This is a genomic window from Desulfosporosinus hippei DSM 8344, from assembly GCF_900100785.1.
Taxonomy (GTDB): domain Bacteria; phylum Bacillota; class Desulfitobacteriia; order Desulfitobacteriales; family Desulfitobacteriaceae; genus Desulfosporosinus; species Desulfosporosinus hippei.
Genome location: NZ_FNCP01000001.1, coordinates 318593 through 345504, shown reverse-complemented (window position 1 = coordinate 345504; position 26912 = coordinate 318593). Strand labels below are relative to the sequence as shown.

The window sequence follows — 26912 nt, the reverse complement described above, 5'->3', positions numbered from 1 at the left end:
CGTAAAATTATTGGAGTTATACTTGTCTTAACTGGAGTTGCTTTACTGAAGCTTTCTATTACATAATCAGGAAGTCACTGAATTAGAGAGGGGTAAAATGAATGGGAAAACTCGTTGAATGCGTGCCAAATTTTAGTGAGGGTCGTCGTCCGGAGGTGATTGAGGCTATTGTATCCGAGGTCAAGCAGGTCAAGGGGGTAAAGCTTCTGGATGTTAAGCCTGATGCCAGTCATAATCGGACAGTTGTGACCTTTGTGGGAGAGCCCCAAAGTGTTAAGCTAGCAGCCTTCAATGCTTGTGCTAAGGCTTGCGAATTGATTGATATGGAGCAACAGCAAGGAGGACATCCCCGGGTTGGGGCGACGGACGTAATTCCCTTCATACCGGTCAAAGAAATTAGCATGGAGGAATGCATACAATTAGCTAATGAGCTGGGTTCGGAAATTGCGAGTAAGTTGGATATTCCTGTCTACTTATACGAAGAGGCTGCCCGAGTTCCCGGCAGAAGAAGGCTCCCTGATGTGAGAAAAGGAGAGTACGAAGGGTTAAAAGAAGCGATCAGCCAACCGGAGCGCCATCCTGATTATGGGCAGCCGAAGATGCATCCTACCGCCGGAGCTACTGTCGTTGGGGCACGGCAGTTTTTGGTGGCCTATAATATTAATCTGGGTACCAATGATCTCAGCATTGCTAAAAAGATTGCTGATTCTATCCGAGAGGTTAAAGGCGGATTTAAATATGTTCGAGCCATGGGGGTCATGTTAGAGGATCGGGATGTGGCGCAGGTATCGATTAACATGGTTAATTACACCGGCACACCTTTGTACCGAGTTTTTGAGACTGTTAAATCCGAGGCAGCACGGTACGGTGTCAATGTTATTGGCAGTGAGTTAATCGGTGTGACTCCTATGCAGGCCCTTTTGGATGTTGCTGAGTTTTATTTACGCTTAGAAAACTTTGATCGGAAGCAGGTTTTTGAAGAAAACTTAGTTGAAGACTGAAATGGGGGGAGAATATTGTTAATTGACAAGAGGGTCAGTGAATTTGTGGAAGAGTTAGGGAGCAATTCGCCGGCTCCCGGAGGCGGAAGTGCGGCGGCCTTGGTTGGATCTTTAGGTGCAGCTTTAAGTTTAATGGTTTGTAATTTCACAGAAGGAAAGCCCAAATTTAGCAGTGTTCAAGAGGAGATTGTCCAAATAAAAGAAAAAGGGATTGTTTTAAAGAATCGTTTGTTAGAATATGTTGATCTGGATACGGATGCTTTTAATGAAGTCATGAAGGCCTATAAATTGCCTAAGGAGACTGAAGCTGAGAAAGCTCATAGGTCAGAAAAGATCCAGGAGGCTACTATTCAAGCAACTCTTCTGCCCCTTAAGGTTGCGGAGTGTTGCCTTGAGGTTTTGCAACTTTCGATCAGAGTCCTGACAATCGGAAATCCCAACACTGCCTGCGATGCTTCAGTTTCTGGAGTTACAGCTTATGCAGGCTTTCAGGGGGCGATTTTCAACGTTAAGATTAATCTGGGTTCAATCAAAGATGAGGAGTTTCTCCAAAGTATTAGAGCTAAGTTTACAGAGCTGCAAGCAGAGGCGGATAAGACTTATCATTTGATATTAGACAAAGCTAAAGAAGTCATTGGGTAAGGCAGGCTATAGCAAGAGGTCGTCCGAAAACTTTAAGTCTTGGTTTCACATCCCACATTTCACATATCTAACTATCAAAGCAAAAACGGTCTCTTCCACTCGACAGTGGAAAAGACCGTTTTTTAATCGAAATATTACTTTGATTTTTAGGGACAAAGTTTTCGCAGGGCTTATATTATCCATCGATTTATAAATTATAGAATTTGGAATTTAAACTTTTACACTTTAAACTTAACTTGAACATAATATAGGTGTTATCGGTCAAAATGGATTTAGACCTACATATTGGGGCATGAAGTGTCGGATAGTCTCAATTCATTTCTGCTATTCTATTCTTGAAAGGAGGTCAGCACCATGGATTTGCTAAAAAATATGAATGGAGCCCTTGAATATATTGAAGAAAACCTCACCGAGGATATTGACTTTAAAGAAGTAGCCAGGCTGGCTTTTTGCTCTGAATATCATTTCACACGAATGTTTTCCTATCTGGCAGGTGTTACTTTATCAGAGTACATCCGCCGCCGACGCTTAACCCTGGCTGCTTTTGAACTGAGGCATGGGAATACAAAAATTATTGATGTTGCCTTGAAATATGGCTACAGCTCTCCGGACTCTTTTACAAGAGCATTTCAAAACTTGCATGGGGTAACACCGTCAGAAGCTAAAAACAATGGCCAATCATTAAAAGCCTTTCCAAGGATGACCTTCCAATTATCAATTAAAGGGGGCAATGAAATGAACTATCGCATCGAAGAAAAAGGGGATTTTCACATAGTAGGTATTAAGAAGAGGGTTCCGATAATATTCCACGGGGTTAATCCGGAAATTGCCGCCATGTGGCAAAGCTTAAATCTTGAGAAGATCAATCAGATGAAGGCTCTTTCTGATATCGAGCCCTTAGGCCTGATTAGTGCATCCGTGAACTTCTCTTCTGGACGAATGGAGGAAAAAGGAGAGCTGGATCATTATATTGGGGTGGCAACATCTCAGGAGTGCCCGGAGAACTTGACCCAACTTGATGTTGCTGCCTCAACTTGGGCGGTATTTGAAGCAGTAGGGCCCTTCCCGGAAACTTTGCAAAACATTTGGGGGCGGATTTACTCCGAGTGGTTTCCATCCTCAAACTATGAACAAATTCAAGGGCCGGAGATCTTATGGAACGAGCATAAGGATGTTAGTTCACCAACATTTCGAAGTGAGATATGGATACCTGTATTAAAAAGAAATAATTCCGGTGATTAGAAGTTTCTTGTTTAGCCAGGAAAAAACAGCCTTTGGCATCACAAACCCTGCCCTTGGAGTTGAGGTCAAATTATGCAGCGCTGCACAATTTGACCTCTTTTCCCGACGGAGGAGTAACGTACGGATTCAGTCAGGAAGTCCAAGAGCTATTATATAAGTACAAACTATCATATTTCACATAATAGGGCCGATTAGTCGGTCCTATTATGTTGTGAAGACTGATTATGCCTTGTTTATTCAGGAAATCTTGCGAAATCCCCCTCTTAGCTGTTATAATTAGTGTTTAGAATATCTAGGTTTCAATTTTAAACTTGATTATAGAAATGAGGGCAGGATCTTGGCGCAAGCTTCACAACGTATCCGTAATTTTTCGATTATTGCACATATCGATCATGGTAAATCTACTTTAGCTGATCGACTGATTGAATATACTGGGGCTTTGACTAAGCGGGAAATGGAAGCACAAGTCCTAGATTCCATGGATTTAGAACGCGAACGTGGAATTACAATTAAACTGCAGGCAGTTCGCTTAAGTTATCAGGCTCAGGATGGCGAGGTTTACGAGCTTAATTTGATTGACACGCCGGGCCATGTAGATTTTACCTATGAGGTATCCCGCAGTTTAGCTGCTTGCGAAGGGGCCCTGTTAGTTGTCGATTCCGTTCAAGGAATTGAGGCTCAGACTTTAGCGAATGTTTATTTAGCTTTAGAAAACAACCTGGAACTGATCTCGGTTATTAATAAGATTGACCTGCCTAGTGCAGAGCCTGAACGTGTAAAACAGGAGATAGAGGATGTTATTGGCTTGGATGCCAGTGAGGCTATTCTAGCTTCGGCAAAAACGGGAATCGGGATTGAGGAGATCCTGGAGAGAATTGTGACCATGGTGCCACCTCCTCAAGGAGATGATGAAGCGCCTCTCAAAGCCTTAATTTTTGACTCCAAGTTTGATGCCTATAAAGGTGCTATTTCCTATGTCAGAATTGTTGAGGGAAGAGTTGCTAAAGGGACAAGAATGCAGATGATGTCCACCGGGAAATCCTTTGAGGTAACTGAAGTTGGAGTTTTTGCTCCTTCAATGCGTATTGTCGACGAACTCAAGGCTGGTCAAGTAGGATTTATTGCCGCCAGCATCAAGAATGTTAAAGATACCCAGGTGGGGGATACAATTACGGATGCAGATAAGCCTGCGTCTGAAGCACTTCCCGGATATCGGAAGGCAACTCCCATGGTCTTTTGTGGACTCTATACTGTCGAGGCGAGCGATTATAATAAATTGCGTGATTCTTTGGAAAAGCTCCATCTAAACGATGCCAGTTTGATTTTTGAGCCGGAGACTTCCATTGCTTTGGGATTTGGATTTCGCTGCGGTTTCCTGGGGCTGCTGCACATGGAGATTATTCAGGAACGATTAGAACGGGAATATGATCTAAATTTGATCACTACGGCACCCAGTGTAATTTACAAGGTTAATACTGTTCATGGGGAAGTTTTGAGTATCGATAACCCCTCCAATCTCCCTAAAGTTGATCAGATTGTCAGTATCGAAGAGCCCATTGTTAAGGCTACTATTTTGGTTCCGTCTGAGTATGTTGGTGCGATTATGGAACTCAATCAAGAAAAGCGCGGAGCCTATTGTAATATGGATTATGTGTCAACGAGCCGGGTAAGACTGATTTATGAGCTTCCTCTAAGTGAGATAGTTTTTGATTATTTTGATCAATTGAAGTCGAGAACTAAAGGGTATGCTTCTTTGGATTATGAACTATCGGGCTATAAGGAAACAGATCTTGTTAAAATAGATATCCTTTTAAATGGGGAAATGGTAGATGCCCTTTCGTTTATCGTGCACCGCGCCAAGTCATACAATCGTGGCAGGAAGCTTGTCGAAAAGCTTCGCGGCATTATTCCTAGGCACATGTTTGAAATTCCTATCCAGTCTGTAATTGGCAGTAGAGTTATTGCTCGTGAAACCGTTAATGCCATGAGAAAAGATGTCTTGTCTAAATGCTATGGGGGAGACATTTCCCGTAAACGAAAACTCCTGGAAAAGCAAAAGGCTGGGAAAAAGCGTATGAAGCAAGTGGGTAACGTAGAAATTCCCCAAGATGCTTTTATGGCCGTATTACAGATCGAAGACTAGAAGAAAGAGTGTGCACGAGTATGCCATCTTTATACGTTCACGTCCCATTTTGTCTCCAAAAATGCGACTACTGTGGGTTTTATTCTCACTCCCTAAAAAATTCCTCCTCGGATCTTATCTCTGTGTATTTAGAGGGCTTAGAAATAGAGATGGCAAAGAGGCAAAAAGATACCCCTCCAGGGGTGTCTTCTCTTTTTATTGGAGGTGGAACTCCAACGGTTTTGAGTGAGCTGCAGTTAGAAGGGTTACTGGGAATGATTCAACGGTATTTCCCCATGAACCCAGAAGTCGAACAGACAATGGAAGGGAACCCGGGGACTATTACAGTGGAAAAGGCCAGGCTTATCCGAGATTTAGGGATCAACAGGTTTTCACTAGGGATTCAGAGTTTTGATGATGATTTGTTGTGTGGTGTAGGGCGTGTGCACACTGCCGCACAGGCCCGTGAGGCCATTGCCCGCTTGAGATCGGCAGGATTTGAAAACCTCAATCTCGATCTTATGTTTGGATTACCCGGACAAGATCTGCGGGCCTGGCAGGCATCCTTGGAGGAGGCCCTCTCCTATTCACCGGAGCATCTTTCCCTCTATGGATTAATGCTGGAAGAAGGAACACCGCTTTTTGAACAATATGAGGTAGGTAATGACACTAACAATACTAGGGGTTGTTTAAAAACCCTTCCGAATGAGGATCAGCAAGCGGAGATGCATGAATGGGCGGTAAGACGTTTAGGTCTGGAGGGTTATCGGAACTACGAGACTTCAAATTTTGCCCTTCCCGGATATGAGTGTCGCCATAATTTAGGATACTGGCGGGGAGCGGATTATCTGGGTATGGGACCTGGCGGTGTATCATGTGTAAACAGGGTGCGCTGGAAAAATATTGAGGATGTATGTGCTTATAAAAACCTCTTGTCTGAGGGGAAAAGCCCCATTGATGAGACCGGTCAAGAGGTATTGTCTTTACAAGAATGTATGGCTGAGCGGATGATTCTGGGATTGCGTCTAGAGTCAGGGGTTCATCTTAAAGAATTTGAAATTGACTTCGGAACTGATCTTAGGGATATTTATAGATCTGTTTTGGAACGCTATAAAGATACTGATATTTTTATCGTCGAGGACGAGTATTTCCGCTTGAATCCTCGGTATTCCTTTGTGGCAAACTCCATCCTGCAAGAATTTGTATAGTGGTTTAGATCCCAAATATTTATCTTGAAATGATTCTTGACAAAGCCAAAATGAAGTGGTAATGTGAAGACATAAACTGTTAGCACTCATCGAGGTAGAGTGCTAACAACGAAGAAGATAATGAGTATGTACTTGTCAGTACATTTTGTATAAAACAAGATCACTCAAGAAAGCGGGGAAGCATATATGCAAATGGATGAGCGCAAACGCAAAATATTAAGAGCGATAGTTCAGGATTATATTGCTACCGCCGAACCCATTGGATCTCGAACGATTGCTCGGAAGTTTGATCTGGGCGTATCTTCAGCAACTATACGAAACGAAATGGCTGATTTAGAAGAGTTGGGATTTATTGAACAACCTTATACCTCTGCGGGACGAATTCCTTCGGACGCAGGATATCGATACTTTGTAGACTGTCTGATGGATCCTCAAGAGCTTAATGCCGAGGAAATGGAGATCATCGAGCGTGAAAGCTCGAAAAGAATTAATGAGCTGCAGGAAGTGATTGCTCATACGGGCAAACTCTTATCCGAGCTTACAAACCTGACAAGTCTGGTGCTGGGTCCCCATAAAGGCAAAAGTACCTTTGGGAAAATGCATTTTCTCCCCTATCAACCCGGGCAGGTTATTATGGTCATCGTCAAAGAAAACGGGGCGGTGGAGAATCATATTTTGGATGTGGGCGAAAATCTCTCTGCAGAAGAACTTCAGCATGTGGCAGAGGTCTTTAACCAGAAGATGCGGGGATATTCCATAAGTCAAGTCAAACGCAGCATGCTGCATGAAATATATAGTGAATTGTCGAGGCAAAGGCTTTTAATAGATAACGCTATGGATATGTTAAGGGCTATCTTAGATGGTAAAGAGGAAGATGAACGTATCCATCTCGGTGGCACCCTAAATATGCTCAATCAACCTGAATTCAAAGATTTAGCTAAGGTCAAAACACTCTTCAAAGTGTTTGAAGATAATGAACCTCTGAAAAAACTGCTAACCCCCCGCCAGGAAGGACTAAATGTAACTATTGGTGGAGAAAATACATTGAAGGAATTTCGTGACTGCAGCCTGATTTCGGCGACCTATAAAGTCAATGGGTTAACCATCGGGGCGGTGGGCGTACTGGGACCGACCCGTATGGATTACGCCAAAGTTATAGCTATTGTCGATTTTATGACCCGGAGTATGACAGAAATTCTTACGCGACACAGGCGGTGACGGGCGTTGCGAGGGGGGCTGGAGTGAAATTGCTCCACTCACCACGGCGCCGTCGCTATCGAGCTTGATTACGAGGTGAGCGTTGGCAAACCTCTGGGCTGTTCTGAATGTGTGTCGCTCCTTGCCGTCCTTGGCATCGCGACATCAGTCCGTCCATGGACTAGTCCCGTGCCACGCTGGCACCTCGTAATGTAAGCTCGATTGACGCGACTCTGCCTAAAGGTTCGCTGCGCAAGTTCACTCCAGCCTGGCTGGGGTGGGCGGGAGCTAGGAACCGGGGAATTGAAGCTGAATTTTTATAAATTAAGCGGTGACTGAGCCTTCTGGTTCATTCTATATAAATTAGTTAACACTTTATAGTGATTATGTTGCGAGAGGTGATTTTGCATGGCGCGAATGAGAGAAGAAACTCTCAGAGGCCCAAAAAGTACGGATGAGGGTCAAGTGGAGGATACGCTAGAGCGTGACCTTGAGAATCCTCCGGAAGAAGATAGTCTGGATAGTAACGATATGAGTCCTTTAGAAAAGATAATGACTCTGGAAGCTGAGCTTATTCAAGCAAAAGCTAAAGCTGATGAGCATAAAGATCATTTGTTACGATTACAGGCAGAATTTGATAACTACCGAAAACGCACTCAGAAGGAAAAAACAGAGATCATTAAATATGCATCTGAACGCCTTATATCAGAGTTACTACCGGTTTTAGATAATTTTGAACGGGCGGCCAGTTCGGCCCAAGTAAACCCGGACTTCAATGCCTTCTCCCAGGGGATAGACATGATTTACCGTCAATTGCAAACTGCGCTTAATAAAGAAGGGCTTAAGGCGATTGAGGCTACCGGCCAGCCTTTTGATCCCAATCTCCATGATGCAGTGCTCAGAGTAGAGTCTGATGAACATCCGGAAAACACGGTTGTCGAAGAACTACAAAAAGGGTATTACCTTAAAGAAAAAGTTTTACGTCCCAGCATGGTTAAGGTTTCGAACTAGTTAAAGGAGGAAGATTATAATGGGTAAAATTATTGGTATTGACTTAGGTACAACTAACTCTTGCGTTTCAGTTATGGAAGGTGGAGAGGCTGTCGTTATCCCAAACGCAGAAGGAAATCGTACAACTCCATCTGTCGTAGGATTTTCTAAAACCGGTGAAAGACTAGTCGGCCAGGTTGCTAAACGCCAATCTGTTTCAAATCCGGATAAAACTGTTATTTCCATTAAGCGTCATATGGGAACAGATTTTAAAGTGAAAATTGAAGATAAGACTTACAGTCCTCAAGAGATTTCCGCCATGGTTCTTCAGAAGCTCAAGACTGATGCAGAAGCCTATATCGGTCAACCGGTCACTCAAGCGGTTATTACAGTACCGGCATATTTTACGGATGCTCAACGTCAAGCAACCAAGGATGCAGGTTCCATTGCCGGACTTGATGTCTTGCGGATCATTAACGAGCCAACTGCTGCGGCACTTGCTTATGGTCTTGACAAAAAAGACGATTCCACAGTTTTAGTCTTTGATCTAGGGGGCGGTACCTTTGACGTATCCATTCTTGAGTTAAGTCAAGGTATGGTTGAAGTTAAGGCAACCAGTGGAAACAACAATTTGGGCGGCGACGATTTTGACCAACGCTTAATCGATTATATGGTTGCAGAATATAAGAAGAGCCATGGAGCGGATCTTGGCAAAGACCGAGTTGCTCTTCAACGTTTAAAAGAAGCGGCAGAAAAAGCTAAGATTGAGCTTTCCGGGGTTACCAGCTCCAATGTTAACTTGCCATTTATCACAATGACTGAGGATGGACCTCAACATTTAGATATGAATATTACTCGAGCTAAGTTCGATGAAATTACATCTGACCTGGTAGAATCCACCATTGGACCTACACGTCAAGCCATTGAAGATGCCAAATTATCTTGGAATCAAATTGACCAAATTATTCTGGTTGGTGGATCGACTCGTATCCCCGCTGTTGTAGAAGCTATTAAGAAAGTCAGTGGCAAAGAGCCTCATAAAGGGGTTAATCCGGATGAAGTAGTAGCTATGGGCGCTGCAATTCAAGGGGGCGTGCTTAGTGGTGAAGTTAAGGATATGATCCTGTTGGATGTTACTCCCCTTTCCTTAGGGATTGAAACCTTAGGTGGAGTTTTCACCCGGATTATTGAGCGTAACACTACAATTCCAACCACTAAATCACAAACTTTCTCAACGGCTGCAGACAACCAAACCTCTGTTGACATTCATGTTCTCCAAGGGGAGCGTGAAATGGCCAGTTACAACAAGACTTTAGGTCGTTTCCAACTTACCGGAATTCCTCCTGCACCCCGGGGTATCCCCCAAATCGAAGTTAAATTCGATATTGATGCTAATGGTATTGTTCACGTCTCGGCAAAAGATGTGGCTACCGGAAATGAGCAAAAAGTAACGATCACTTCTTCTACCGGGCTTTCTAAAGAAGATATTGAAAAAATGAAGCAAGATGCTGAGGCTCATGCTGAGGAAGACAAGAAACACAAAGAGCTAATTGATGCTAAAAACCAAGCAGATTCAATGGCCTATCAAACTGAGAAAACCTTAAAGGAATTTGAAGGTAAAGGCGACGCTGGTGAAGTTGAATCCATCAAAAAGGCAGTAGAAGATTTGAAAACTGCAGCTGCCGGTGATAACGTCGAGGAGATCAATGCAAAAGTTGAGGCTCTTAATAAAGTTCTTCATCCTTATATTGAGAAAATGTATCAACAGCAAGCTGCCCAAGACCCCACAGGTGGTGCCGGTGCCGGTGAACAACCCGGTGCTGAACAAGCCAAAAAGGATGATGATGTAGTGGATGCTGAGTTTACTGAAGTGAAGAAGGATCTATAATAGCGAGGGCCGGAGCGAAATTGCTCCGCTCACCACGGCGCCGTCGCTATCGAGCTTGATTACGAGGCGAGCGTGGCAAACCTCTGGGCTTTCTGCAAGTAAACCTCTGCCACACTGGCGCCTCGTAATTTAAGCTCGATTGACGCGACTCTGCCTAAAGGTTCGCTGCGCAAGTTCGCTCCGGCCGGCTGGCTGGGTCGGACGGGGCAGGGAATAGGCTGGGGGTTGCTCCGCTTACCACAGTGCCGTCGCTATCTAGCTTGATTACTAGGTTAGTGTTAGCAAATCTCAGGGTAAGAGTTATTTAGGATATTTTTGGGGGTGCAAAGGTTGAAAGCCTTTGTGCCCGCGTTTGTTTGTGGAAATTTAAGGATTTCCTTTAAAGTGGATATTTCCTTGTGCTTCAGGGCGAAGGATCATATAATACTATAGGACTTTGCTGTCCGAGTGGATGGGTTTAGCAGGAGTGTGGAGGGAAGTAATGAAACGCGATAATTATGAAGTGCTCGGGGTCGAACGGAATGCTAGCGAGCAGGATATTAAGAAAGCATATAGAAAGCTAGCTCGCCAATATCATCCCGATGTTAATCCTGGGAATAAGGAAGCAGAAGAAAAGTTTAAGGAAGTTACTGAAGCCTATGATGTTTTAAGTGATCCTCAGAAGAGAGCGCGTTATGACCAGTTCGGTGACGCAGACCCAGGTATGGGCGGATTTGGGGACGCCGGAGGCTTCGGCGATATTTTCGATATGTTTTTCGGTGGAGGCGGTGGTGGTCAACGTCGTAATGGTCCCCAACGGGGCTCTGATTTGCGCTATGCAATGACCTTGACCTTTGAAGAAGCAGCCTTTGGCGTTGAAAAAGAAATCCAGATTCCCAAGGACGAGACCTGTACGGATTGTCAGGGTTCAGGTGCAGCGCCGGGTACGCATCCCACAACTTGTTCTCAATGTCATGGCAGCGGTCAAGTTAAGGTTACGCAACGGACTCCTTTTGGTCACATTCAAACGGCCAGAACTTGTCAAACTTGTAATGGGGAAGGTCGTACTGTTAGCAGTCCTTGCTCCACATGTCATGGACAAGGGAAGCTTCGCAAGGTCAAGACTCTTAAAATCAATGTCCCTGAAGGTTCGGAAGATGGTTTGAACTTAAGGCTTAGCGGTGATGGCGAAGCAGGATCTAAGGGCGGGCCTCCAGGAGATTTGTATATCATTTTGCAAGTGAAACCTCATAAGTTTTTTGAACGTGATGGCAATGATGTCTATTGCGAGATTCCCATCACTTTTGTTCAAGCGGCTTTAGGTGCGGAAGTTGATGTTCCAACTCTGGATGGGGTTGTTAAGATGAAAGTTCCCGAAGGGACTCAAACCGCTACGATTTTCCGGCTAAAAGGACATGGTATACCTCGTCGCCGAGGAACCGGCCGAGGAGATCAGCATGTTAGAGTTGTTTTGACAACTCCTACTAAACTTAATGAGAAGCAAAAGAAACTCCTCCGTGATTTCGGGGACGTTACTTCTGAACAACAACAAATGGGTAAAAAGTCACTGTTTGAAAAGTTTAAAGAAAACCTCCGCGATGCAATGGGGTGAAAAGGAGTATAAACATGGATTGGCGTGAAGTTGCGGTAACAGTTTCATCTGAAGGAGAGGAAGCTGTTGCCGATCTTTTTTATGAGTTAGGTTGTCAGGGAGTCAGTATAGAGGATCCGGAACTTTTTGTGCAATACATTGAATCCGGAGAGTGGGATTATCATAGTTTTGGAGAGGTTAAGCTCACAGGCACCTCTGTGGTTAAGGGGTATTTTCCTGAGGATGAAGAGCTTGCAGATAAGCTTTGTGTCCTTGAACAGGGGATTTCAGGGTTGCTGGAGCGGTATCCGGACTGGATTATTCATACTAAAGGGATCTCATTGAAGGAAGAAGACTGGGCAACGGCTTGGAAGGCCTATTTTAAGCCCATATATATTGGCAAGAACTTTTTGGTAAAACCGACTTGGGAAGAGGTTGAAGTTAAGCCGGAGGATGTTGTTCTTGAGCTGGATCCGGGCATGGCCTTTGGGACGGGAACCCACCCTACAACAACCTTATGTTTAAGGACCTTAGAGGACATGATAAAACCGGAACATGTGGTTTTCGACTTGGGAACAGGTTCGGGTATTCTGGCTATTGCTGCAGCAAAGTTGGGGGCCAAGGTTGAGGCAGTTGATTTAGACTCTGTTGCGGTTAAAGTTGCTCAAGAAAATGTTGATCTGAATAATGTGGGCGACCGAGTACGCGTATTACGTGGGGATTTGGGGACAGTACTAGTAGGACAGGCAGATGTCGTCATTGCTAACATTATTGCGGATGTAATTTTAGGGTTACTTCCGGATTTGAAGCGGATTTTGAAGCCGACTGGGGAATTTTTGGCCTCGGGAATTATTGATAAACGTGCTGAAGAGGTGGAAGTTGGGCTGAAGGAAGCTGGACTGAAGATTGTTGACCGTGTCGAAGACTCTGGCTGGATCTTATTTCGAGCGAGGTGGGCTTAATTGAATCGGTTTAAGGTTACGGAATTAGGAAGAGATGTTTTTTGGCTGCGTGATGCAGAACGAGAGCATCTCGTTCGGGTACTCCGTCTGTCGCCGGGAGATTTAGTCGTAGGTTATGATAACACCGGGAGAGAGTATACTGGTGTTATTGTAAATATTGAGGATAAAAGTGTTACTTGCCGGATTCTGAGTACGGATCAACCTGATGTAGAGGCTCATACTTCCGTCTATATCGTGGCGGGGCTATCCAAAGGGGAAAAGATGGAGTGGGTGATCCAGAAAGGAACCGAATTAGGAATGACCGGACTCATTCCTTTGCGTGCCAAACGCTCTATTGTACATATTGAAGGGAAGAAGGCTCAAGATAGAGTCGCCCGTTGGCAAAAGATTGCCTCTGAGGCCTCTAAGCAGTCCCACAGGGTACAAGAGCCTGAAGTATTTGAGGTCTGTGATTGGAAAGAGCTCAAGGGGCAACTACCGGAGGATACCCAATGGATCATTCCCTATGAAGAAGAGAAGACTCAACGGATGGCTTCTGTTCTGAAAACCATGACTTCCGAACATCCTATTGCCATCATCATCGGTCCCGAGGGAGGCTTTGAGGAAAGCGAGGTTGCTTGGGTGCAAGAAAATCTTGGCGCTCAGAGTGTTTCCTTAGGGCCGAGGATTCTTAGGACAGAGACGGCGGCAATGGCGGCGATTACCCTGGTCTTGGGGCATTTCGGGGATTTAGGGTAGAAGGCCTTGTGTGTACATCATCTCGGTCTTACGACGCAGAGCAAACTAACCGTTCAAGCTCTTTTCTTTGGGGCGCGGGGTTCCCGCCAGATGAGCCGTCCGTGGCTCACTGGCGGCAGTGTACATCCTTGTACACTGCCCCGGTCTGGGGTCGCTTGAACGGAAGTTTGCTATTCTGCTTACGTAAAAGACGTCGCTGATGTATCACACTGCGTCCTGGTCTGGGGACGAGGGGTACGGATGCTCGGGAGAAGGCACATTTCATGTGCGCCTTCAATGCAAGTGGCAAGCAAGAAGTTGGCAAGGCAATGGCAGGGGGACGTTTTGTTTGCCATGTCGAAGGTACTGGAAGGCACCACAGATAGCATATGAACAATTTGTCCCTTTGCTCGCTTACTTTGGCTTTGCGTGCTGCTTCTGTACATTGGGTTGTTAAATGGCGACATGTTTTGATAGATTGAAATTGAAAAATCATTCTGACGTTGCTTTGAGACAAGGCACATTAATGTTTACCATATTTTAGATTTTATATATTAGCGCCAAGGGAGTTTTCTTAGGAGAGGCTTTTCAAATGTAAGGAAATAGGGCAGTTAAGGGGCATGGAGGAAAGATGACGACAACGATAAGGAAGGAGGTCAAATAGGGTCCATGGAAAAGAAGTCGCTGGGATTAACTGAAAAGGTATCAGGAACAATTGCAATTACAACAGAAGCCTTAGATAAAACTAAAGGTATGCTGGCAAACAAAACGTCCCCACTGCCAGGTGGGGCTGTCTGTTTTGTAACTTTAGGCTGTAAAGTGAACCAAACTGAGAGCGAAGCCATGGCTCAGCTTTTTCGCGAGGCAAAGTATCAGGTAGTTAGTTCTTCTGAAGAAGCGGATGTCGTGGTGGTTAATACCTGTACAGTGACGAATACTGGTGATAGCAAATCTCGTCAGGTTATTCGTAGAATGATTAAGGCTCACCCGGAGAGTGTTGTGGTGGTAATGGGCTGTTACGCTCAAACTGCTCCTGGGGAAGTGCTGGGTATTGAGGGTGTGGATCTGGTGATTGGTACCCAGGATCGGGCGAAGATCCTGGAGTGGATAGATCGAGTTAAAGTCGAGAAGGCTCCTCAGAATGCTGTGCGTGGGATTTGGGACGCTGAAGAATTTGAGGAACTGCCTCAACTAAGTGAAGAACATCGGACTAGGGCTATGCTGAAGATTCAGGAAGGGTGCAATCAGTTTTGTACCTATTGTATTATTCCTTATGCCCGGGGCCCTTTGCGCAGTCGGCTTCCTGAGAACGCTATTGCAGAGGCTCGGCGTTTGGTAGAGGAAGGGTATCCGGAGGTGGTATTGACGGGTATTCATACCGGGTATTATGGTCAGGACTTGAGCGAAGATTGGAACTTGGCCCGCCTGGTTGGTGAGTTAGAAAAAATCTCGGGACTTCGTCGCTTGCGTTTGAGTTCGATTGAGCCCATGGAATATACTGATGAGTTGATTGAGAAAATTGCTTTGTTTGATAAGGTCTGCCCCCACGTACATATACCTTTACAAAGCGGGAGCGATAGGATTTTAATGAGAATGAATCGTCCTTATGATTTAAAGGACTACAAAGGTTTGCTGGAAAAACTCCGGCTACGGATTCCAAATCTGGCTGTGACAACGGACATTATTGTCGGCTTTCCTGGGGAAACTGATGAAGACCATGCTGCTACTATTGAATTTGCCAAGTCCTGTAATTTTGCTGGAATTCATGTATTTCCCTATTCTAAGCGGAAAGGAACTCCGGCAGCGGATTATCCTGATCAAGTTTTGAAAAAGCTGAAGGATCAACGAGTTAAGGAGTTATTAGATGTTGCTCGTGCAAGTCAGGTGAGGTTTTGCCGTCAGTTTATTGGAAAATCGGTAGAAGTGTTAGTTGAAAAAGTTGATCTAAAAGGCAGTGCTATAGGACATACTCCTCACTATATTCAGGTAGAAATTCCAGCAGATAAAGATGGGCGTCAGTGGGCAGCCGGAGAGTTTGTTACGGTTGTTTTGGAAGAACACCATATCTCCCTTGCTTAAAAATAAGTGCTATAATTTTGTAGGCTCATCCTTTCAGAATAATCCCTTTGAAGTTGTCAATAAATACTCTTTGTGAATAAGATATAGGAGGTTAAGAACACTAATGTCAGATTGTATCTTTTGTCAAATAGCCCTTAGAAAAATTCCCAGCGAAATTGCTTACGAAGATGATGAAATAATTGCTTTCAAAGATATTCAGCCGTTAGCTCCGGTACATTTGGTTGTTATTCCAAAAGTTCATTTGCGAAGTCTTAATGATGTAACATCTGATAATGAAGGATTAATTGGTCATCTTTTCGGTATTATTCGTCGGCTTGCCGAGGAATTTGGCGTGGCAGAATCAGGTTACAGGGTAGTCACAAATACCGGAACAGATGGAGGCCAAGTCATTGGGCATCTGCATTTTCATTTGCTCGGAGGTAAGGCTTTAAATGCCAATATCGGCTGACCAATCTGACATTTGAAGTGCGCTTGACGCAACCTACTTCATCCAGTATAATAAAAAGGTATATTTGTGATGATCCAGTGGAGGGAGGGATAGACAATGAGTGAAGTCAAAGTTGGTAAAAATGAATCCCTTGATGCCGCACTCCGCCGGTTCAAGCGTTCTTGTCAAAAGGCAGGTGTTAGCGCAGAAGCTCGTAAGCACGAGGCGTATGAAAAACCGAGTGTGAAGAGAAAGAAAAAGTCTGAAGCTGCGCGTAAACGCAAGTTCAAGTAAGGAGTGTCTCAATTGACCCTGAAAGATCGCTTGATTGAGGATATGAAGGTTGCCATGAGGGCCAAAGAGGAGGGGAAGGTAAGACTTTCCGTCATTCGAATGGCTAGGGCTGCCATAAAAAATGCTGAGATCGACAAGAGGATTGAATTTAACGATGAGCAAGTCATCGAAGTATTAGCTCGCGAAATGAAGCTGCGTCGGGATGCGCTTGAGGTTTTCGGGCAAGCGAATCGCCCTGATCAGGTTAAAGCTTTGGGAGAGGAAATAGCTGTTCTTATGGATTACCTTCCTCAACAGCTTTCTGAAGGGGATATTCGCCAACTCGTTAATGAGACCGTTACCACACTAGGGGCACAAAGCCTTAAAGACCTCGGGAAAGTCATGGGGGCAGTAACCCCTAAGACAAAAGGCCGTGCAGATGGCAAACTTGTCAATCAAATTGTACGGGAAATTCTTGGGGCATAGTAAGTTTAGTTTTAGGAGAAGGCTCAGTTACACAAGTAACTGAGCCTTTACAATTTTATAAGATTAGCATATTTAAGAGAAAATTCTAAGGCTTGGACTATTATTGCTTTTCCCTTCATAAATATTCGTGAGGGGAGGGTTTTTTTTGTTTAAGAAAATACAAACCAGTGTTGGAGAAGTTTTGGATTTTCCACCGGATGTAGTGGGCGAAGGTCCTAAAATTACAATAACCGGAAAAAGACAAATAATGGTTGAGAACTATATTAGTATCCAAAATTTCTCGGAAGAAGAGATACGCTTGGAAACTGCGGAAGGGGATATCTTTTTTAGAGGGAAGGGGTTAATGCTCAAGGTCATTTTAGCGACAGAACTGCAAATTGAAGGGGAACTGTCTTCCTTTTGGTTTGATGGAGGGGAGACGAAGTAATGTTTGAATGGCTGCGAAGGTTTTGGTACGGGCGAATTCTTTTCCTGGCAAGGGGAGAGCATTTAGCACACTTCGTTAATCAGGTATCAAAAGAAGGCATCGTTCTCTATCATACACAAAAATCTGAGCGGGGTATGCGTGCTCAAATTAAGCTTGCCGATTTCAGGCGATTGCGCAGACCTGCCCGTCGTACCCATACTAGAGTTCACATTGTTGCTAAATATGGCTGGCCTTTTGTTGCTGCGCGTTGGTGGCGAAGAAAAGGATTGTTAATCGGAATCGTTATCATTGCTTCGGTTCTTACGATATTGTCTCAACTTGTCCTCTCTATTTCTGTGACAGGAAATAAGAATCTCATTGCCACTGACGTTATAGAACGTGCAGAGAAACTCGGGCTTAGAACATGGGTGTACTCTAAAGACTTAGATTTAAACGGAATAGCTAAATCACTTCAGGAGCAACTTCCGGATGCAGCTTGGATTGGCATAGAACGTCAGGGAACAAGCATTCAAATCAGAGTTTCGGAAAAAACCCGTCCGTCTATTCCGGATGAAGTCGGTAACCTTGTCGCAAGTCGGGCCGGAATTGTAAAGGAAATTATGGTAATTGACGGAACTCCCCTGATTCATGAAGGTGAAACTGTTCGGGCTGGGCAAGTATTAATTAAGAGTCCGGAAGTGAATAATATGAGCAGTGCTAAAAATGCCCCTGTTTCTGTAGCCAGAGGATTCGTTCGAGCGCGAGTGTGGTATAGTGCTGAAGGACAAATCCCTTTAGTCGAGGATAAGGTGGAGGAAAGTGGGAGAGTGGCCAAAGGAAGGGGTATAAAAATCGGCTCTCGCGTTATAATGCTAACAGCAGAAAAATCTCCCTTTGAGCAATCTCGAGAAGAAGTGATCAGCCAATCTCTAAAACTCTGGAGGAATTGGCGCTTTCCTGTCGAAGGTATAAGAGTGAATCATATAGAACTTCATAATGTGCATATAGAACGTACTGTTTCCAAAGCGCGCCAATTAGCTGAACAAATAGCTCGGGCTGAAGTTCAGAAGAAACTAACACAGGGCGTACCGATTGTTGCAGAAACGGTTAAGGTTCTTTCTGATAACTCCGGTTCAGAACGAGTAAGAGTAGAGGTGGAAACCTACGAGGATTTGGCTGTATACGCGAATCCATAAGAGGGTACCAATATGTTTCAGTCCTAGGATCTAAAAGAAACCTAGGAAGGGCACTGGGAAGTAAGGATGATGATATTGAAGATCAAAATGTTCAAAACGATCTGGGATGAGCTATCTGGCCGTCTTGATTGGCTTAAACATCACACCACTTGGCTTAGGGCCATTGTTGGGGTGATGTATTTTCTGTTACTTACGGTTTTATTATCTTCGAATATTTTTGTATCCACATTACACTTAGAGGTAGGAGAACCAAGTCCACAGCTTATTACGGCACCGTGGACTAAAGATATTGTAGATCAGGCAAAGTATAATCGAGATAAAGAGGCTGCTTCGAAAGCAGTCCAGCCGGTGTATAAGTCGGATGAGGAGTATCTGAGTCTATTAACTAAGGAGATTGGGAGTGCCTTCACTGCTTTGCGAGATGCCTCAACAAAGTCGGATAGAATTAACGAACTCAGAAAAAGGGAACTTTTTACAAGTGTCTCGGAGAGTGCGTTGACTTTTTTGGTAGAAAATGATTCGAGTGATCTTAACGAGATTGAAAAGGCCGGTAGAGATATTATCATGAGCAGAGCTCGCAATTTAGATTCCGGGGCAAGAACCAGTGAGCAAATGGTGGTGTTTCGTGAGAACCTCAAAAAAGATTTTGAGCAGTCCCAGTTAGATGAGAATGCCAAAGAATTATTTAAGGTGTTTATCGATCAAGAAGTGACTCAACCTACCTTGATCGTAGATGAGCCTACTACGGAAGCCTTGCGAGCAGCTGCACGTGCCTTAATAAAGCAGGAGGTCTTGCATTATAAGGCTCTTCAAAAAATCGTGGGTACCGGTGAAATTGTTGATGAGACGACTTATCAAGTTTTGGTTGATTATGGGTTGATAAATAACCAGAATGCCTGGAAATCTGTGGTTGGAATTGCTCTGATCGTACTAATTGGCATGGGTTCCATTTTAACCTATTTGTTTCAGTATAAAAGAGATATTTTTGTTATGACAAATCGCCTGGTTCTGATTGGTCTTATTATGTGCTTAGTTGTAGCTATTGGACGTGCAGTGATTGCTTTAAATTTGGGGGCCGACTTTAATTCCTTATCAGGTATGCTGATTCCCATAGCCTGGGCAACTATGACAGTTGCAATTTTGGTTGGTGTGGATATAGCTATTATGGTTTCCTTGGTTTTAGCAGTTTTTGTGGCGGTTTTAGTCGATCCTGTTCTATCGACTTCCTTCGGGCTTCATTCAGGAGTGGTGGCTCTTTTTGGCGGGATTGTAGGAGTTTATAGTGTGTCTCGTTTAAGTCAACGGTCTGATTTAGCTCGTGCCGGAATATTTGTATCGGCTGTAAATGTTTTTGTTATCAGTGGGATCGCCTTGACTTCGGATATGCGCTTAGCAGTTTGGGGAGTAGGTGTGATATTAGGTATTGTCAACGGATTAGCATCGTCATTTCTAACAGTTGGGGCATTGCATTGGTTTGAATCAGGATTTCACATTACCTCTTCTGTAAGACTGCTGGAATTATCTGATCCTAATCGACCATTATTAAAACGCCTGTTGATGGAGGCCCCCGGCACCTATCATCATAGTATTTTAGTTGGCAATCTCGCTGAAGCTGCGGCGGAAGCAGTTCAAGCGGATGCCACCTTGGTTAGGGTTGCAGCTTTGTACCATGATATTGGAAAGTTAAAGCGTCCGTATTTCTTTATCGAAAACCAATTTACCCAGGATAATCCCCATGATAAGATTGCTCCGACTCTAAGCTCCTTGATTATTACCTCCCACGTTAAAGACGGATTAGAACTGGCTAAGGATAATAAACTTCCGCAGCAGATCCAGGATATTATAGCTCAGCATCATGGAGATAGTCTGGTGAGTTTCTTTTATCATAAAGCACTTGAGGAATATGAAAATGTACCGGAGGAGTCTTTCCATTATGAGGGGCCAAAACCTCAGACTAAAGAGGCGGCACTGGTTGCTTTAGCGGATAATGTAGAGGCTGCTGTAAGGTCTATGAAACAACCAACCCCGGGGCGAGTCGAAGGCTTTGTTCGGAAAATTATTAAAGACAAGCTAAACGACGGGCAATTAGATCAGTGTGATTTAACGTTTCAAGATTTAGACCGGATTGCTATGGCCTTTGTTCGTGTCTTGAGTGGTATTTTTCATTCTCGGGTAGAATATCCGGAGATGCCGAACATAAAGGATAACAACAGTAACTCAATGCATAAAAAACTTGAAGATCAAGGGGTTCAAGAGAGTGACAAAAATCCTCCCAAGGAAAAGCAGGGGGATAATCTTGAGGAGTCTGCTGAAATAAAGGTTTCACAAGACAGATGATCTACGCAAAAAAGATTTTCTGTGATCTAATCTTTTGGCGAGTGGAGTATTACTACTGCCACCCTACTAGTTAAGATATATAAGTTTAGAAATTGGAATGATCCTATTGATTAATTGTTACAATTTGAAGGGGGGGAGGGTAAACCAATCAATCTACTCTGGTTAGATTTAAGATAAGGTTTACTCGAAATATGTGATCATTGACATCTCTTGGGAAGAAGAATCGGTTTTACCGGCAGAACGTGACCCTCTGGCAAATTTATTAAATCAAGCAATAAATGAGGCTCTGCAACTATCAAATGGCCCTGAAGAAGCGGAAGTAAGCCTCTTGCTAGTTGATAATCAACGAATACATGCTTTAAATCTAGAATATCGAGGAGTAGACAGACCGACAGATGTTCTTTCTTTTGCTTTGCAGGAAGAGGTGGAAGACGAACCTGAAATTGAGGAAGAGGATCAAATGCTTGGAGATATAGTAATCTCCGTTGAGCGAGCAAGGGCTCAAGCCCAGGAATATGGACATTCCTTTGAACGGGAAATTGTCTACCTTGCGGTTCATGGTTTACTCCATTTATTAGGCTATGATCATGAAGAAGAGAATGATAAACAAGAAATGCGCAGTAAAGAAGAAGAGATAATGGCTGAATTGAAGTTAGAGAGAGTGTAGAATACTTTTGTGCAATAATCTAAGGGAGGGAGTAAATGGGGATTTATAGGAAACCAGGGTTTTTGCGTAGTCTAAATCAGGCTTGGCGAGGAATGATATATACTGTAAGGACTCAAAAACACGTCCAATTTCATCTCTTTGCAGGTAGTGCTGTTTTGCTCCTTGCTTGGTGGAGTGAGGTTACACGGCTTGAATGGCTGATCCTTATTTTGGCCATCGGCAGCGTGATTGGCGCGGAAGTAATGAATACCGCCATTGAAACTGTAGTAGACATGGTTCAGCCAAATTTTCACCCCTTAGCGGGGATGGCAAAAGATATCGCCGCAGGCGCTGTGTTGGTGACTGCCATTCAGGCAGTTGTTATTGGTTTTGTCGTTTTTCTTCCTCCACTACTACGTTTGGCGAGTAAGATGTTCTAGAATAGGGGGTAATTTATTTGAATCAGAGCCAATCTCAACTGTTTAAAAAAATAGCGACTGAATTTAAGGGGCTGCTTGATTCTGATATTCTCAATGAGTTGGCTTCTAAGGCTAAAGCCGCCTATGAAAATGCCTATGTACCTTACTCTCATTATCCCGTTGGGTCAGCAGTTTTATTTTCCTCCGGTAAGATCTATTCCGGATGTAACGTTGAGAATGCCAGCTATGGCTTGACAATCTGTGCTGAACGAAATGCAATTTTCCAGGCTATTGCCCAAGGAGAACGAGAAGTAAAGGGAATTGCCATTGCGGTACCCACAGATGTTTTTCCATCTCCATGTGGTGCATGCAGGCAAGTAATCCGTGAGTTTGCTGTGGATTGTCCAGTCATTTTGATAAATGGCAAAGGGCAAATTCGATGGACAAGTTTGAAGGCATTGCTGCCGGAGGCCTTTGGGCCGGAGTTTTTATAGGGGACTTGTGTGTACATCGACTCGGTCTTACGACGCAGAGCAAACTAACCATTCAAGCTCTTTTCTTTGGGTAGCGGGGTTCCCGCCAGATGAGCCGTCCGTGGCTCACTGGCGGCAGTGTACATCCTTGTACACTGCCCCGTGTCTGGGGTCGCTTGAACGGAAGTTTGCTTAGCTGCTTACGTAAAAGACGTCGCTGATGTATCACACTGCGTCCTAGTCTGGGGACGGGAGTGCAAATGCTTGGGAGAAGGCACATTTCATGTGCGCCTTCAATGAAGTTGGGGTGCGATTCTCGGCCTGCCTTCATGTTAGATGATATAATGTACACCCTTTAAGAATATTGTCTGGAAAATGTGCTGAATAGACGCTTTTATTTACGGTTATGGTAATAATAAAATTAATGATAAAAAAGATAGGGAAGTGCTTCACCTTTGGTTTCAACAAAATCGCATCAATTTCGTTCAGGCTTTGTTTCTGTTATAGGTAGACCTAATGCCGGTAAATCTACTTTACTTAATCATTTGTTAGGCCAGAAGGTCTTAATCATGTCCGACAAGCCTCAGACTACTCGTAATAGAATCCAATGCATCCTGACGGAAGAACGTGGACAAATTGTCTTTTTAGATACTCCCGGAATACATAAACCGAAACATAAGCTCGGTGAATTTATGGTAGGGGCTGCCAAAGAATCAATGCGAGAGGTTGATGTGATTCTTTATATGGTAGATCTTTCAGCAGAGTTTGGCCCTGGAGAAGAGTTTATCATTGAGATGCTCAAGCAGACGAAAACTCCTTGCGTACTTGCACTCAATAAAGTTGACTTATTGACTAAAGAACAATTGATGCGTAGGATTCAGGAATTTTCTAGTTTGGCAGATTTCAAGGCTATCGTACCTATTTCTGCAAAAACAGGGGAAAATACCGATGAGCTTTTAAAGGTGATTTTCGATAAAATGCCTAATGGGCCCATGTATTATCCGGAAGATGAAGTGACTGATCAGCCGGAGCGTTTTATTATGGCGGAATTAGTCCGAGAAAAGGTTCTTCAATTAACGAGGGATGAGGTTCCTCATTCGATTGCGGTAGTTATAGAATCAGTTGAAGAAAAGAAAACTCTAGTTAAAGTGCGTGCCCAGGTAATCGTAGAGAGAGACTCTCAAAAGGGGATTATCATTGGGGCCGGTGGCAAACAGCTCAAGGAAATTGGTCGCTTAGCTCGTTTGGATATCGAAGCTTTACTAGGAAGTCCTGTTTTCTTAGAGCTTTGGGTTAAAGTTAAAAAGGATTGGCGCAATCGAGCAGATAGCTTGCGCAATTATGGTTATGGAAAGGAAAAGGGATAATAATGAATCTTGCAGCTATAACAGATCATACATTGTTAAGACCGGCAGCATCTGAGAAGGATATTGTGACACTTTGTCATGAGGCTCAGCATCATAAATTTGCTACTGTTTGTGTTAATCCCTCATATGTCCAAATGGCAGCTAAACTTTTGCATGGCACAGGAATATGTGTTGCTGCGGTTGTGGGTTTTCCTTTAGGTGCAACCTTTACTGAAGTTAAAGTTCAAGAAATATTAATGGTTAAAGCCCACGGCGGCAAGGAAGTTGATGCTGTCATTAATATCGGTTGGGTAAAGTCGGGGAATTGGGCAGCTGTTGAGAAAGATGTTTCTAGAGTCGTCGAAGCAGCTCATAGCTGTGGTTTAATCATAAAAATCATTATTGAAACGTCTTTGCTGACTGAAGACGAGAAAAAGTCCGTGGCAGAGATTGTTAAACGCGCTGGAGCAGATTTTATTAAGACTTCCACTGGTTTTGCCGGAGGAGGAGCCACGATTGAAGATGTCCGTAATTTAAAGGCTTGGGTCGGAGAAGGTGTAAAGGTAAAAGCTTCAGGTGGTATTAGGACTAAGGAGTTCGCCTTAGAGCTTGTTGAGGCAGGAGCGGATCGATTAGGCACCAGTGCAGTGCTTGCATGATCTTGTGTGTACATCGACTCGGTCTTACGACTAGAGACGAGGTGACGAATGCTCGGGAGAAGGCACATTTCATGTCTGAGCAGTTGAACGATGTATACTAAGTTTAAAGATAACAAAGAATAGAAAGGGTGAGTGGGCGTGGCCGTTTATCATGCGGACGCGTTGGTGATCCGCAGCAAACAATTTGGTGAGTCGGATCGGGTACTCACTCTTTTTTCCCGTGAGTTGGGGAAACTTCAAGCGGTTGCCAAAGGAGTGCGGAAACCTAAGAGTCGTCAACGAGCAGGAGCTCAGCTCTTCACCTATGGAGATTTTCTGATCCATCGAGGGAAGAACCTAGACACTGTTTCCCAGTGCAGCCCTAAGGAGAGTTTTCCTCATCTTTGGAACGATCTGGATCGATCATTTGCTGCGACGGGAATTGCTGAGCTTTTAGACATTTCGACGATTAAAGAGCAGCCTAACCTTGAGCTTTTTAGACTTACCCTAACTTGTTTTTTTCTGCTGGAACATTTTGAACCCTCACTTGTGCTTGGTGCCTATGCTTTACGTTTAATGGATGTCTTGGGCTATCGTCCTTTTTTAGAGGGATGTGCTGAGTGTGGGGTCAGTGTGAAGGGGGATCGCTTGTTTTTTAGTTTAGAGGCTGGGCTCTTATGTGGGAACTGTTGGGAAAGATATTCTGGGCGCTGGATTCGCGCGGGAAGTGTAGCGTTTATGCGGCAATTGATTCGGGCTGATATTACTAAGCTTGACCGGATGCGCTGGGGAGCTTGGATGCAGGAAGAGATTTTAGAGACATTACGGCTTTATATTGAACATAAATTTGAACGTCCTCTTAAATCTTGGAGAATGGGAAGCTTGATGCAGGATAACTTAGCGCAAAGTTTTGATGGAAAGGAAGGGCAATAATATGAGTGAATCCTGGACAGAACTTGACAAGATAGATGTAATACGGGAACGTATGGGGATTGGCTATGAAGAGGCTCGAACGGCCTTGAACTTAGCTCAAGGGGATTTACTGAAGGCTTTAGATGATTTGGAGAGGGTTCGCAATGGCTTGGGCCAAGAAAAGCATTTTGAAGAATGTGGCAAGGGTATTCTTGACAGTCTTAAATCTACGGTTTCCAATATTAATCACTCCACGATTAGTCTCAAACGCCACGACAATACGATTATTAGCCTTTCGGCTCCTTTGGGATTAGCTCTGGCCTATACCATATGGAGGAAGCCCAGCTTGAGGTTGCTGGCTCTTGTAGGCGCTGTAGGAGCGGCTTTAAATCATTTTGAGTTGGAAGTAGCCTCAAAAGCGGAGTATCCTTATGATGGAGAAGCGGGAGAGTTTTAGTTTTCAGTTCTTGGATTCGTCTTTACAGGTCTACTGGTAAGGTGCGAATCCAAGAATCATGTTTTCTTGTCAAAACCATGTATACTTCAGTTACCCTTTATTAACTACCCTCTGATTAAAGGAAGTCAGTTTGTTATAACTTGAGGCTTCGAAATCGACAAATTGGGGGTAACACATGATAACTTAAAACTACGTTTGATAGAGTTCCAACTAAGATTACAACGATTACAACATTAGGCAAAGGACTTCTATTGAATTCATATAAGTGATGATAATGAAATTATTCTTAAGGAAGAGAGAGAACATGGATTCTATCGAATTAATTCAAAAATACGTTCCCTACAATGAGCAAGAGGAAAAGGATAAATCTATAATATTAAATTGTTTAGAAGTCTTTGAGGATGTTCTGACCAGAAATAATAAAATTGCTCATTTCACCAGCTCGGCCTTTGTATTGAATAAGGCGAGGAACAAAGTTCTGGTTGTCCATCATAATATATATAATTCTTGGTCATGGACGGGTGGGCATGCTGATGGTGAGAAGGACTTATTAGCTGTTGCCATTAAGGAATTGAAGGAGGAAACGGGGGTTGTTAATATTAACTTAATGACAACCGGAATATTCTCCTTAGATATTCTTCCTGTTTTAGGGCATATAAGACGAGGGGAGTACGTGTCTCCTCATTTGCATTTATCAGCAGCGTTTTTGATTGAAGCTGATGAGAATGACCCCTTGATTGTTAAGGAAGATGAAAATAGTGGAGTTAAATGGATCCTTTTAGAAGAATTGATTGATTATAGCAATGAGCCTCATATGCATAAAGTTTATGGGAAGTTTATTTCTAAAATTAAAGAACTAAATGGTTGAGGGTAGATTTGACACAATTTCTTCCTCAGCATATAATAATTAAAATTAATGTCTTTAATTCTGCGATGATGGGAAAGAAGTTCACGAATCCTCTCTTATAGCGAGTTCGGGCGGGTGGAAGCCGAATGGGAGAAGTGAATGGGGCGGCTCTGAGCATATAAAACGAAGGGGACTCTTAGGGGTCAAACAGGGTGGAACCGCGGGAATAGCTCTCGTCCCTGTAGCTTGTAAAATTGCTACGGGGGTGAGGGTTTTTTAATTTGGGGTTTTTGAAAGTAAGGGCGTTGCACGTTCACACACGTTCCCGTTCCCTGGCTCGTTGGATACTGAGCCTATTCCGCCAACCTCTGGGTAGTGCAGAATGTGAACATGGGCGGAATGATGCCTCAGTATCGGCACTCGCTTTATCG

Annotated in this window: 26 protein-coding genes; all 26 read left to right on the top strand. The window is 43.8% G+C overall.

Annotated features, from left to right (window positions below):
• Window positions 1-101: 101 nt before the first annotated feature.
• Window positions 102-1001, top strand: coding sequence for a glutamate formimidoyltransferase (gene ftcD / locus BLS16_RS01675; RefSeq protein ID WP_092329040.1), 900 nt, complete (start codon window positions 102-104; stop codon window positions 999-1001).
• Window positions 1002-1016: 15 nt separating this feature from the next.
• Window positions 1017-1643 carry a cyclodeaminase/cyclohydrolase family protein gene (locus BLS16_RS01670; protein WP_092329038.1) on the top strand — a complete coding sequence of 209 codons (627 nt, stop codon included), beginning with the start codon at window positions 1017-1019 and terminating at the stop codon, window positions 1641-1643.
• Between the two features lie 354 nt (window positions 1644-1997).
• Window positions 1998-2885, top strand: coding sequence for an AraC family transcriptional regulator (locus tag BLS16_RS01665; protein ID WP_092329036.1), 888 nt, complete (start codon window positions 1998-2000; stop codon window positions 2883-2885).
• A 337-nt stretch (window positions 2886-3222) separates the two neighbouring features.
• Window positions 3223-5028 carry a translation elongation factor 4 gene (gene lepA, locus BLS16_RS01660; protein ID WP_092329034.1) on the top strand — a complete coding sequence of 602 codons (1806 nt, stop codon included), beginning with the start codon at window positions 3223-3225 and terminating at the stop codon, window positions 5026-5028.
• A gap of 20 nt (window positions 5029-5048) precedes the next feature.
• Window positions 5049-6215: a radical SAM family heme chaperone HemW gene (gene hemW, locus BLS16_RS01655; RefSeq protein ID WP_092329032.1), complete on the top strand. Its 1167-nt coding sequence runs from the start codon at window positions 5049-5051 to the stop codon at window positions 6213-6215.
• A gap of 186 nt (window positions 6216-6401) precedes the next feature.
• Complete coding sequence (gene hrcA / locus BLS16_RS01650; protein WP_092329030.1) at window positions 6402-7433, top strand: heat-inducible transcriptional repressor HrcA; 1032 nt, start codon at window positions 6402-6404, stop codon at window positions 7431-7433.
• A 387-nt stretch (window positions 7434-7820) separates the two neighbouring features.
• The gene (gene grpE, locus BLS16_RS01645) at window positions 7821-8423 is read left to right on the top strand and encodes a nucleotide exchange factor GrpE (protein ID WP_092329028.1); all 603 of its coding nucleotides are present in this window, start codon (window positions 7821-7823) and stop codon (window positions 8421-8423) included.
• A 19-nt stretch (window positions 8424-8442) separates the two neighbouring features.
• Window positions 8443-10290: a molecular chaperone DnaK gene (gene dnaK / locus BLS16_RS01640; protein WP_092329026.1), complete on the top strand. Its 1848-nt coding sequence runs from the start codon at window positions 8443-8445 to the stop codon at window positions 10288-10290.
• A 481-nt stretch (window positions 10291-10771) separates the two neighbouring features.
• Window positions 10772-11881, top strand: a complete 1110-nt coding sequence (gene dnaJ / locus BLS16_RS01635) for a molecular chaperone DnaJ (RefSeq protein WP_092329024.1) — start codon at window positions 10772-10774, stop codon at window positions 11879-11881.
• A 14-nt stretch (window positions 11882-11895) separates the two neighbouring features.
• Complete coding sequence (gene prmA / locus BLS16_RS01630; protein WP_092329022.1) at window positions 11896-12822, top strand: 50S ribosomal protein L11 methyltransferase; 927 nt, start codon at window positions 11896-11898, stop codon at window positions 12820-12822.
• Entirely contained in the window at window positions 12823-13560 is a 738-nt protein-coding gene (locus tag BLS16_RS01625; RefSeq protein WP_092329020.1) for a 16S rRNA (uracil(1498)-N(3))-methyltransferase, read from the top strand.
• A gap of 732 nt (window positions 13561-14292) precedes the next feature.
• Window positions 14293-15618 carry a tRNA (N(6)-L-threonylcarbamoyladenosine(37)-C(2))-methylthiotransferase MtaB gene (gene mtaB, locus BLS16_RS01620; RefSeq protein WP_092329154.1) on the top strand — a complete coding sequence of 442 codons (1326 nt, stop codon included), beginning with the start codon at window positions 14293-14295 and terminating at the stop codon, window positions 15616-15618.
• A 103-nt stretch (window positions 15619-15721) separates the two neighbouring features.
• The gene (locus BLS16_RS01615) at window positions 15722-16066 is read left to right on the top strand and encodes a histidine triad nucleotide-binding protein (RefSeq protein WP_092329018.1); all 345 of its coding nucleotides are present in this window, start codon (window positions 15722-15724) and stop codon (window positions 16064-16066) included.
• A 96-nt stretch (window positions 16067-16162) separates the two neighbouring features.
• On the top strand, window positions 16163-16339 hold the full coding sequence (rpsU, locus tag BLS16_RS01610; protein WP_014904736.1) for a 30S ribosomal protein S21: 177 nt from the start codon (window positions 16163-16165) through the stop codon (window positions 16337-16339).
• Between the two features lie 12 nt (window positions 16340-16351).
• Entirely contained in the window at window positions 16352-16804 is a 453-nt protein-coding gene (locus tag BLS16_RS01605; protein ID WP_092329016.1) for a GatB/YqeY domain-containing protein, read from the top strand.
• Between the two features lie 145 nt (window positions 16805-16949).
• Complete coding sequence (locus BLS16_RS01600) at window positions 16950-17231, top strand: YabP/YqfC family sporulation protein (RefSeq protein ID WP_092329014.1); 282 nt, start codon at window positions 16950-16952, stop codon at window positions 17229-17231.
• A complete protein-coding gene (gene yqfD, locus BLS16_RS01595; RefSeq protein WP_092329012.1) occupies window positions 17231-18406 on the top strand; it encodes a sporulation protein YqfD in 1176 nt (391 codons plus the stop codon). Before BLS16_RS01600 ends, yqfD begins: the two co-directional genes overlap by 1 nt.
• A gap of 87 nt (window positions 18407-18493) precedes the next feature.
• A complete protein-coding gene (locus BLS16_RS01590; protein ID WP_427846360.1) occupies window positions 18494-20743 on the top strand; it encodes an HD family phosphohydrolase in 2250 nt (749 codons plus the stop codon).
• Between the two features lie 193 nt (window positions 20744-20936).
• Window positions 20937-21410: an rRNA maturation RNase YbeY gene (gene ybeY / locus BLS16_RS01585; RefSeq protein WP_092329008.1), complete on the top strand. Its 474-nt coding sequence runs from the start codon at window positions 20937-20939 to the stop codon at window positions 21408-21410.
• Between the two features lie 35 nt (window positions 21411-21445).
• Window positions 21446-21829: a diacylglycerol kinase family protein gene (locus tag BLS16_RS01580; RefSeq protein WP_092329006.1), complete on the top strand. Its 384-nt coding sequence runs from the start codon at window positions 21446-21448 to the stop codon at window positions 21827-21829.
• Window positions 21830-21846: 17 nt separating this feature from the next.
• On the top strand, window positions 21847-22302 hold the full coding sequence (cdd, locus tag BLS16_RS01575; protein WP_427846359.1) for a cytidine deaminase: 456 nt from the start codon (window positions 21847-21849) through the stop codon (window positions 22300-22302).
• Between the two features lie 434 nt (window positions 22303-22736).
• Window positions 22737-23648, top strand: coding sequence for a GTPase Era (era, locus tag BLS16_RS01570; protein ID WP_092329004.1), 912 nt, complete (start codon window positions 22737-22739; stop codon window positions 23646-23648).
• 2 nt (window positions 23649-23650) lie between these two features.
• Window positions 23651-24286: a deoxyribose-phosphate aldolase gene (gene deoC, locus BLS16_RS01565; RefSeq protein ID WP_092329002.1), complete on the top strand. Its 636-nt coding sequence runs from the start codon at window positions 23651-23653 to the stop codon at window positions 24284-24286.
• Between the two features lie 138 nt (window positions 24287-24424).
• Entirely contained in the window at window positions 24425-25198 is a 774-nt protein-coding gene (gene recO, locus BLS16_RS01560) for a DNA repair protein RecO (protein ID WP_092329001.1), read from the top strand.
• A gap of 1 nt (window position 25199) precedes the next feature.
• A complete protein-coding gene (locus tag BLS16_RS01555) occupies window positions 25200-25634 on the top strand; it encodes a DUF4342 domain-containing protein (protein ID WP_242876139.1) in 435 nt (144 codons plus the stop codon).
• 304 nt (window positions 25635-25938) lie between these two features.
• A complete protein-coding gene (locus tag BLS16_RS01550) occupies window positions 25939-26502 on the top strand; it encodes an NUDIX hydrolase (protein ID WP_092328997.1) in 564 nt (187 codons plus the stop codon).
• The last annotated feature ends 410 nt before the right edge of the window (window positions 26503-26912 follow it).

What these genes read in the sequence shown, in the direction of transcription:
- BLS16_RS01580 (WP_092329006.1), top strand. Translation starts at nt 21,446, where the DNA reads ATGGGGATTTATAGGAAACCAGGGTTTTTGCGTAGTCTAAATCAGGCT.
- hrcA (WP_092329030.1), top strand. Translation starts at nt 6,402, where the DNA reads ATGCAAATGGATGAGCGCAAACGCAAAATATTAAGAGCGATAGTTCAG.
- grpE (WP_092329028.1), top strand. Translation starts at nt 7,821, where the DNA reads ATGGCGCGAATGAGAGAAGAAACTCTCAGAGGCCCAAAAAGTACGGAT.
- hemW (WP_092329032.1), top strand. Translation starts at nt 5,049, where the DNA reads ATGCCATCTTTATACGTTCACGTCCCATTTTGTCTCCAAAAATGCGAC.
- BLS16_RS01590 (WP_427846360.1), top strand. Translation starts at nt 18,494, where the DNA reads ATGTTCAAAACGATCTGGGATGAGCTATCTGGCCGTCTTGATTGGCTT.
- mtaB (WP_092329154.1), top strand. Translation starts at nt 14,293, where the DNA reads ATGCTGGCAAACAAAACGTCCCCACTGCCAGGTGGGGCTGTCTGTTTT.
- yqfD (WP_092329012.1), top strand. Translation starts at nt 17,231, where the DNA reads ATGTTTGAATGGCTGCGAAGGTTTTGGTACGGGCGAATTCTTTTCCTG.
- prmA (WP_092329022.1), top strand. Translation starts at nt 11,896, where the DNA reads ATGGATTGGCGTGAAGTTGCGGTAACAGTTTCATCTGAAGGAGAGGAA.
- rpsU (WP_014904736.1), top strand. Translation starts at nt 16,163, where the DNA reads ATGAGTGAAGTCAAAGTTGGTAAAAATGAATCCCTTGATGCCGCACTC.
- ftcD (WP_092329040.1), top strand. Translation starts at nt 102, where the DNA reads ATGGGAAAACTCGTTGAATGCGTGCCAAATTTTAGTGAGGGTCGTCGT.
- dnaJ (WP_092329024.1), top strand. Translation starts at nt 10,772, where the DNA reads ATGAAACGCGATAATTATGAAGTGCTCGGGGTCGAACGGAATGCTAGC.
- BLS16_RS01665 (WP_092329036.1), top strand. Translation starts at nt 1,998, where the DNA reads ATGGATTTGCTAAAAAATATGAATGGAGCCCTTGAATATATTGAAGAA.
- deoC (WP_092329002.1), top strand. Translation starts at nt 23,651, where the DNA reads ATGAATCTTGCAGCTATAACAGATCATACATTGTTAAGACCGGCAGCA.
- BLS16_RS01615 (WP_092329018.1), top strand. Translation starts at nt 15,722, where the DNA reads ATGTCAGATTGTATCTTTTGTCAAATAGCCCTTAGAAAAATTCCCAGC.
- BLS16_RS01555 (WP_242876139.1), top strand. Translation starts at nt 25,200, where the DNA reads ATGAGTGAATCCTGGACAGAACTTGACAAGATAGATGTAATACGGGAA.
- BLS16_RS01550 (WP_092328997.1), top strand. Translation starts at nt 25,939, where the DNA reads ATGGATTCTATCGAATTAATTCAAAAATACGTTCCCTACAATGAGCAA.
- dnaK (WP_092329026.1), top strand. Translation starts at nt 8,443, where the DNA reads ATGGGTAAAATTATTGGTATTGACTTAGGTACAACTAACTCTTGCGTT.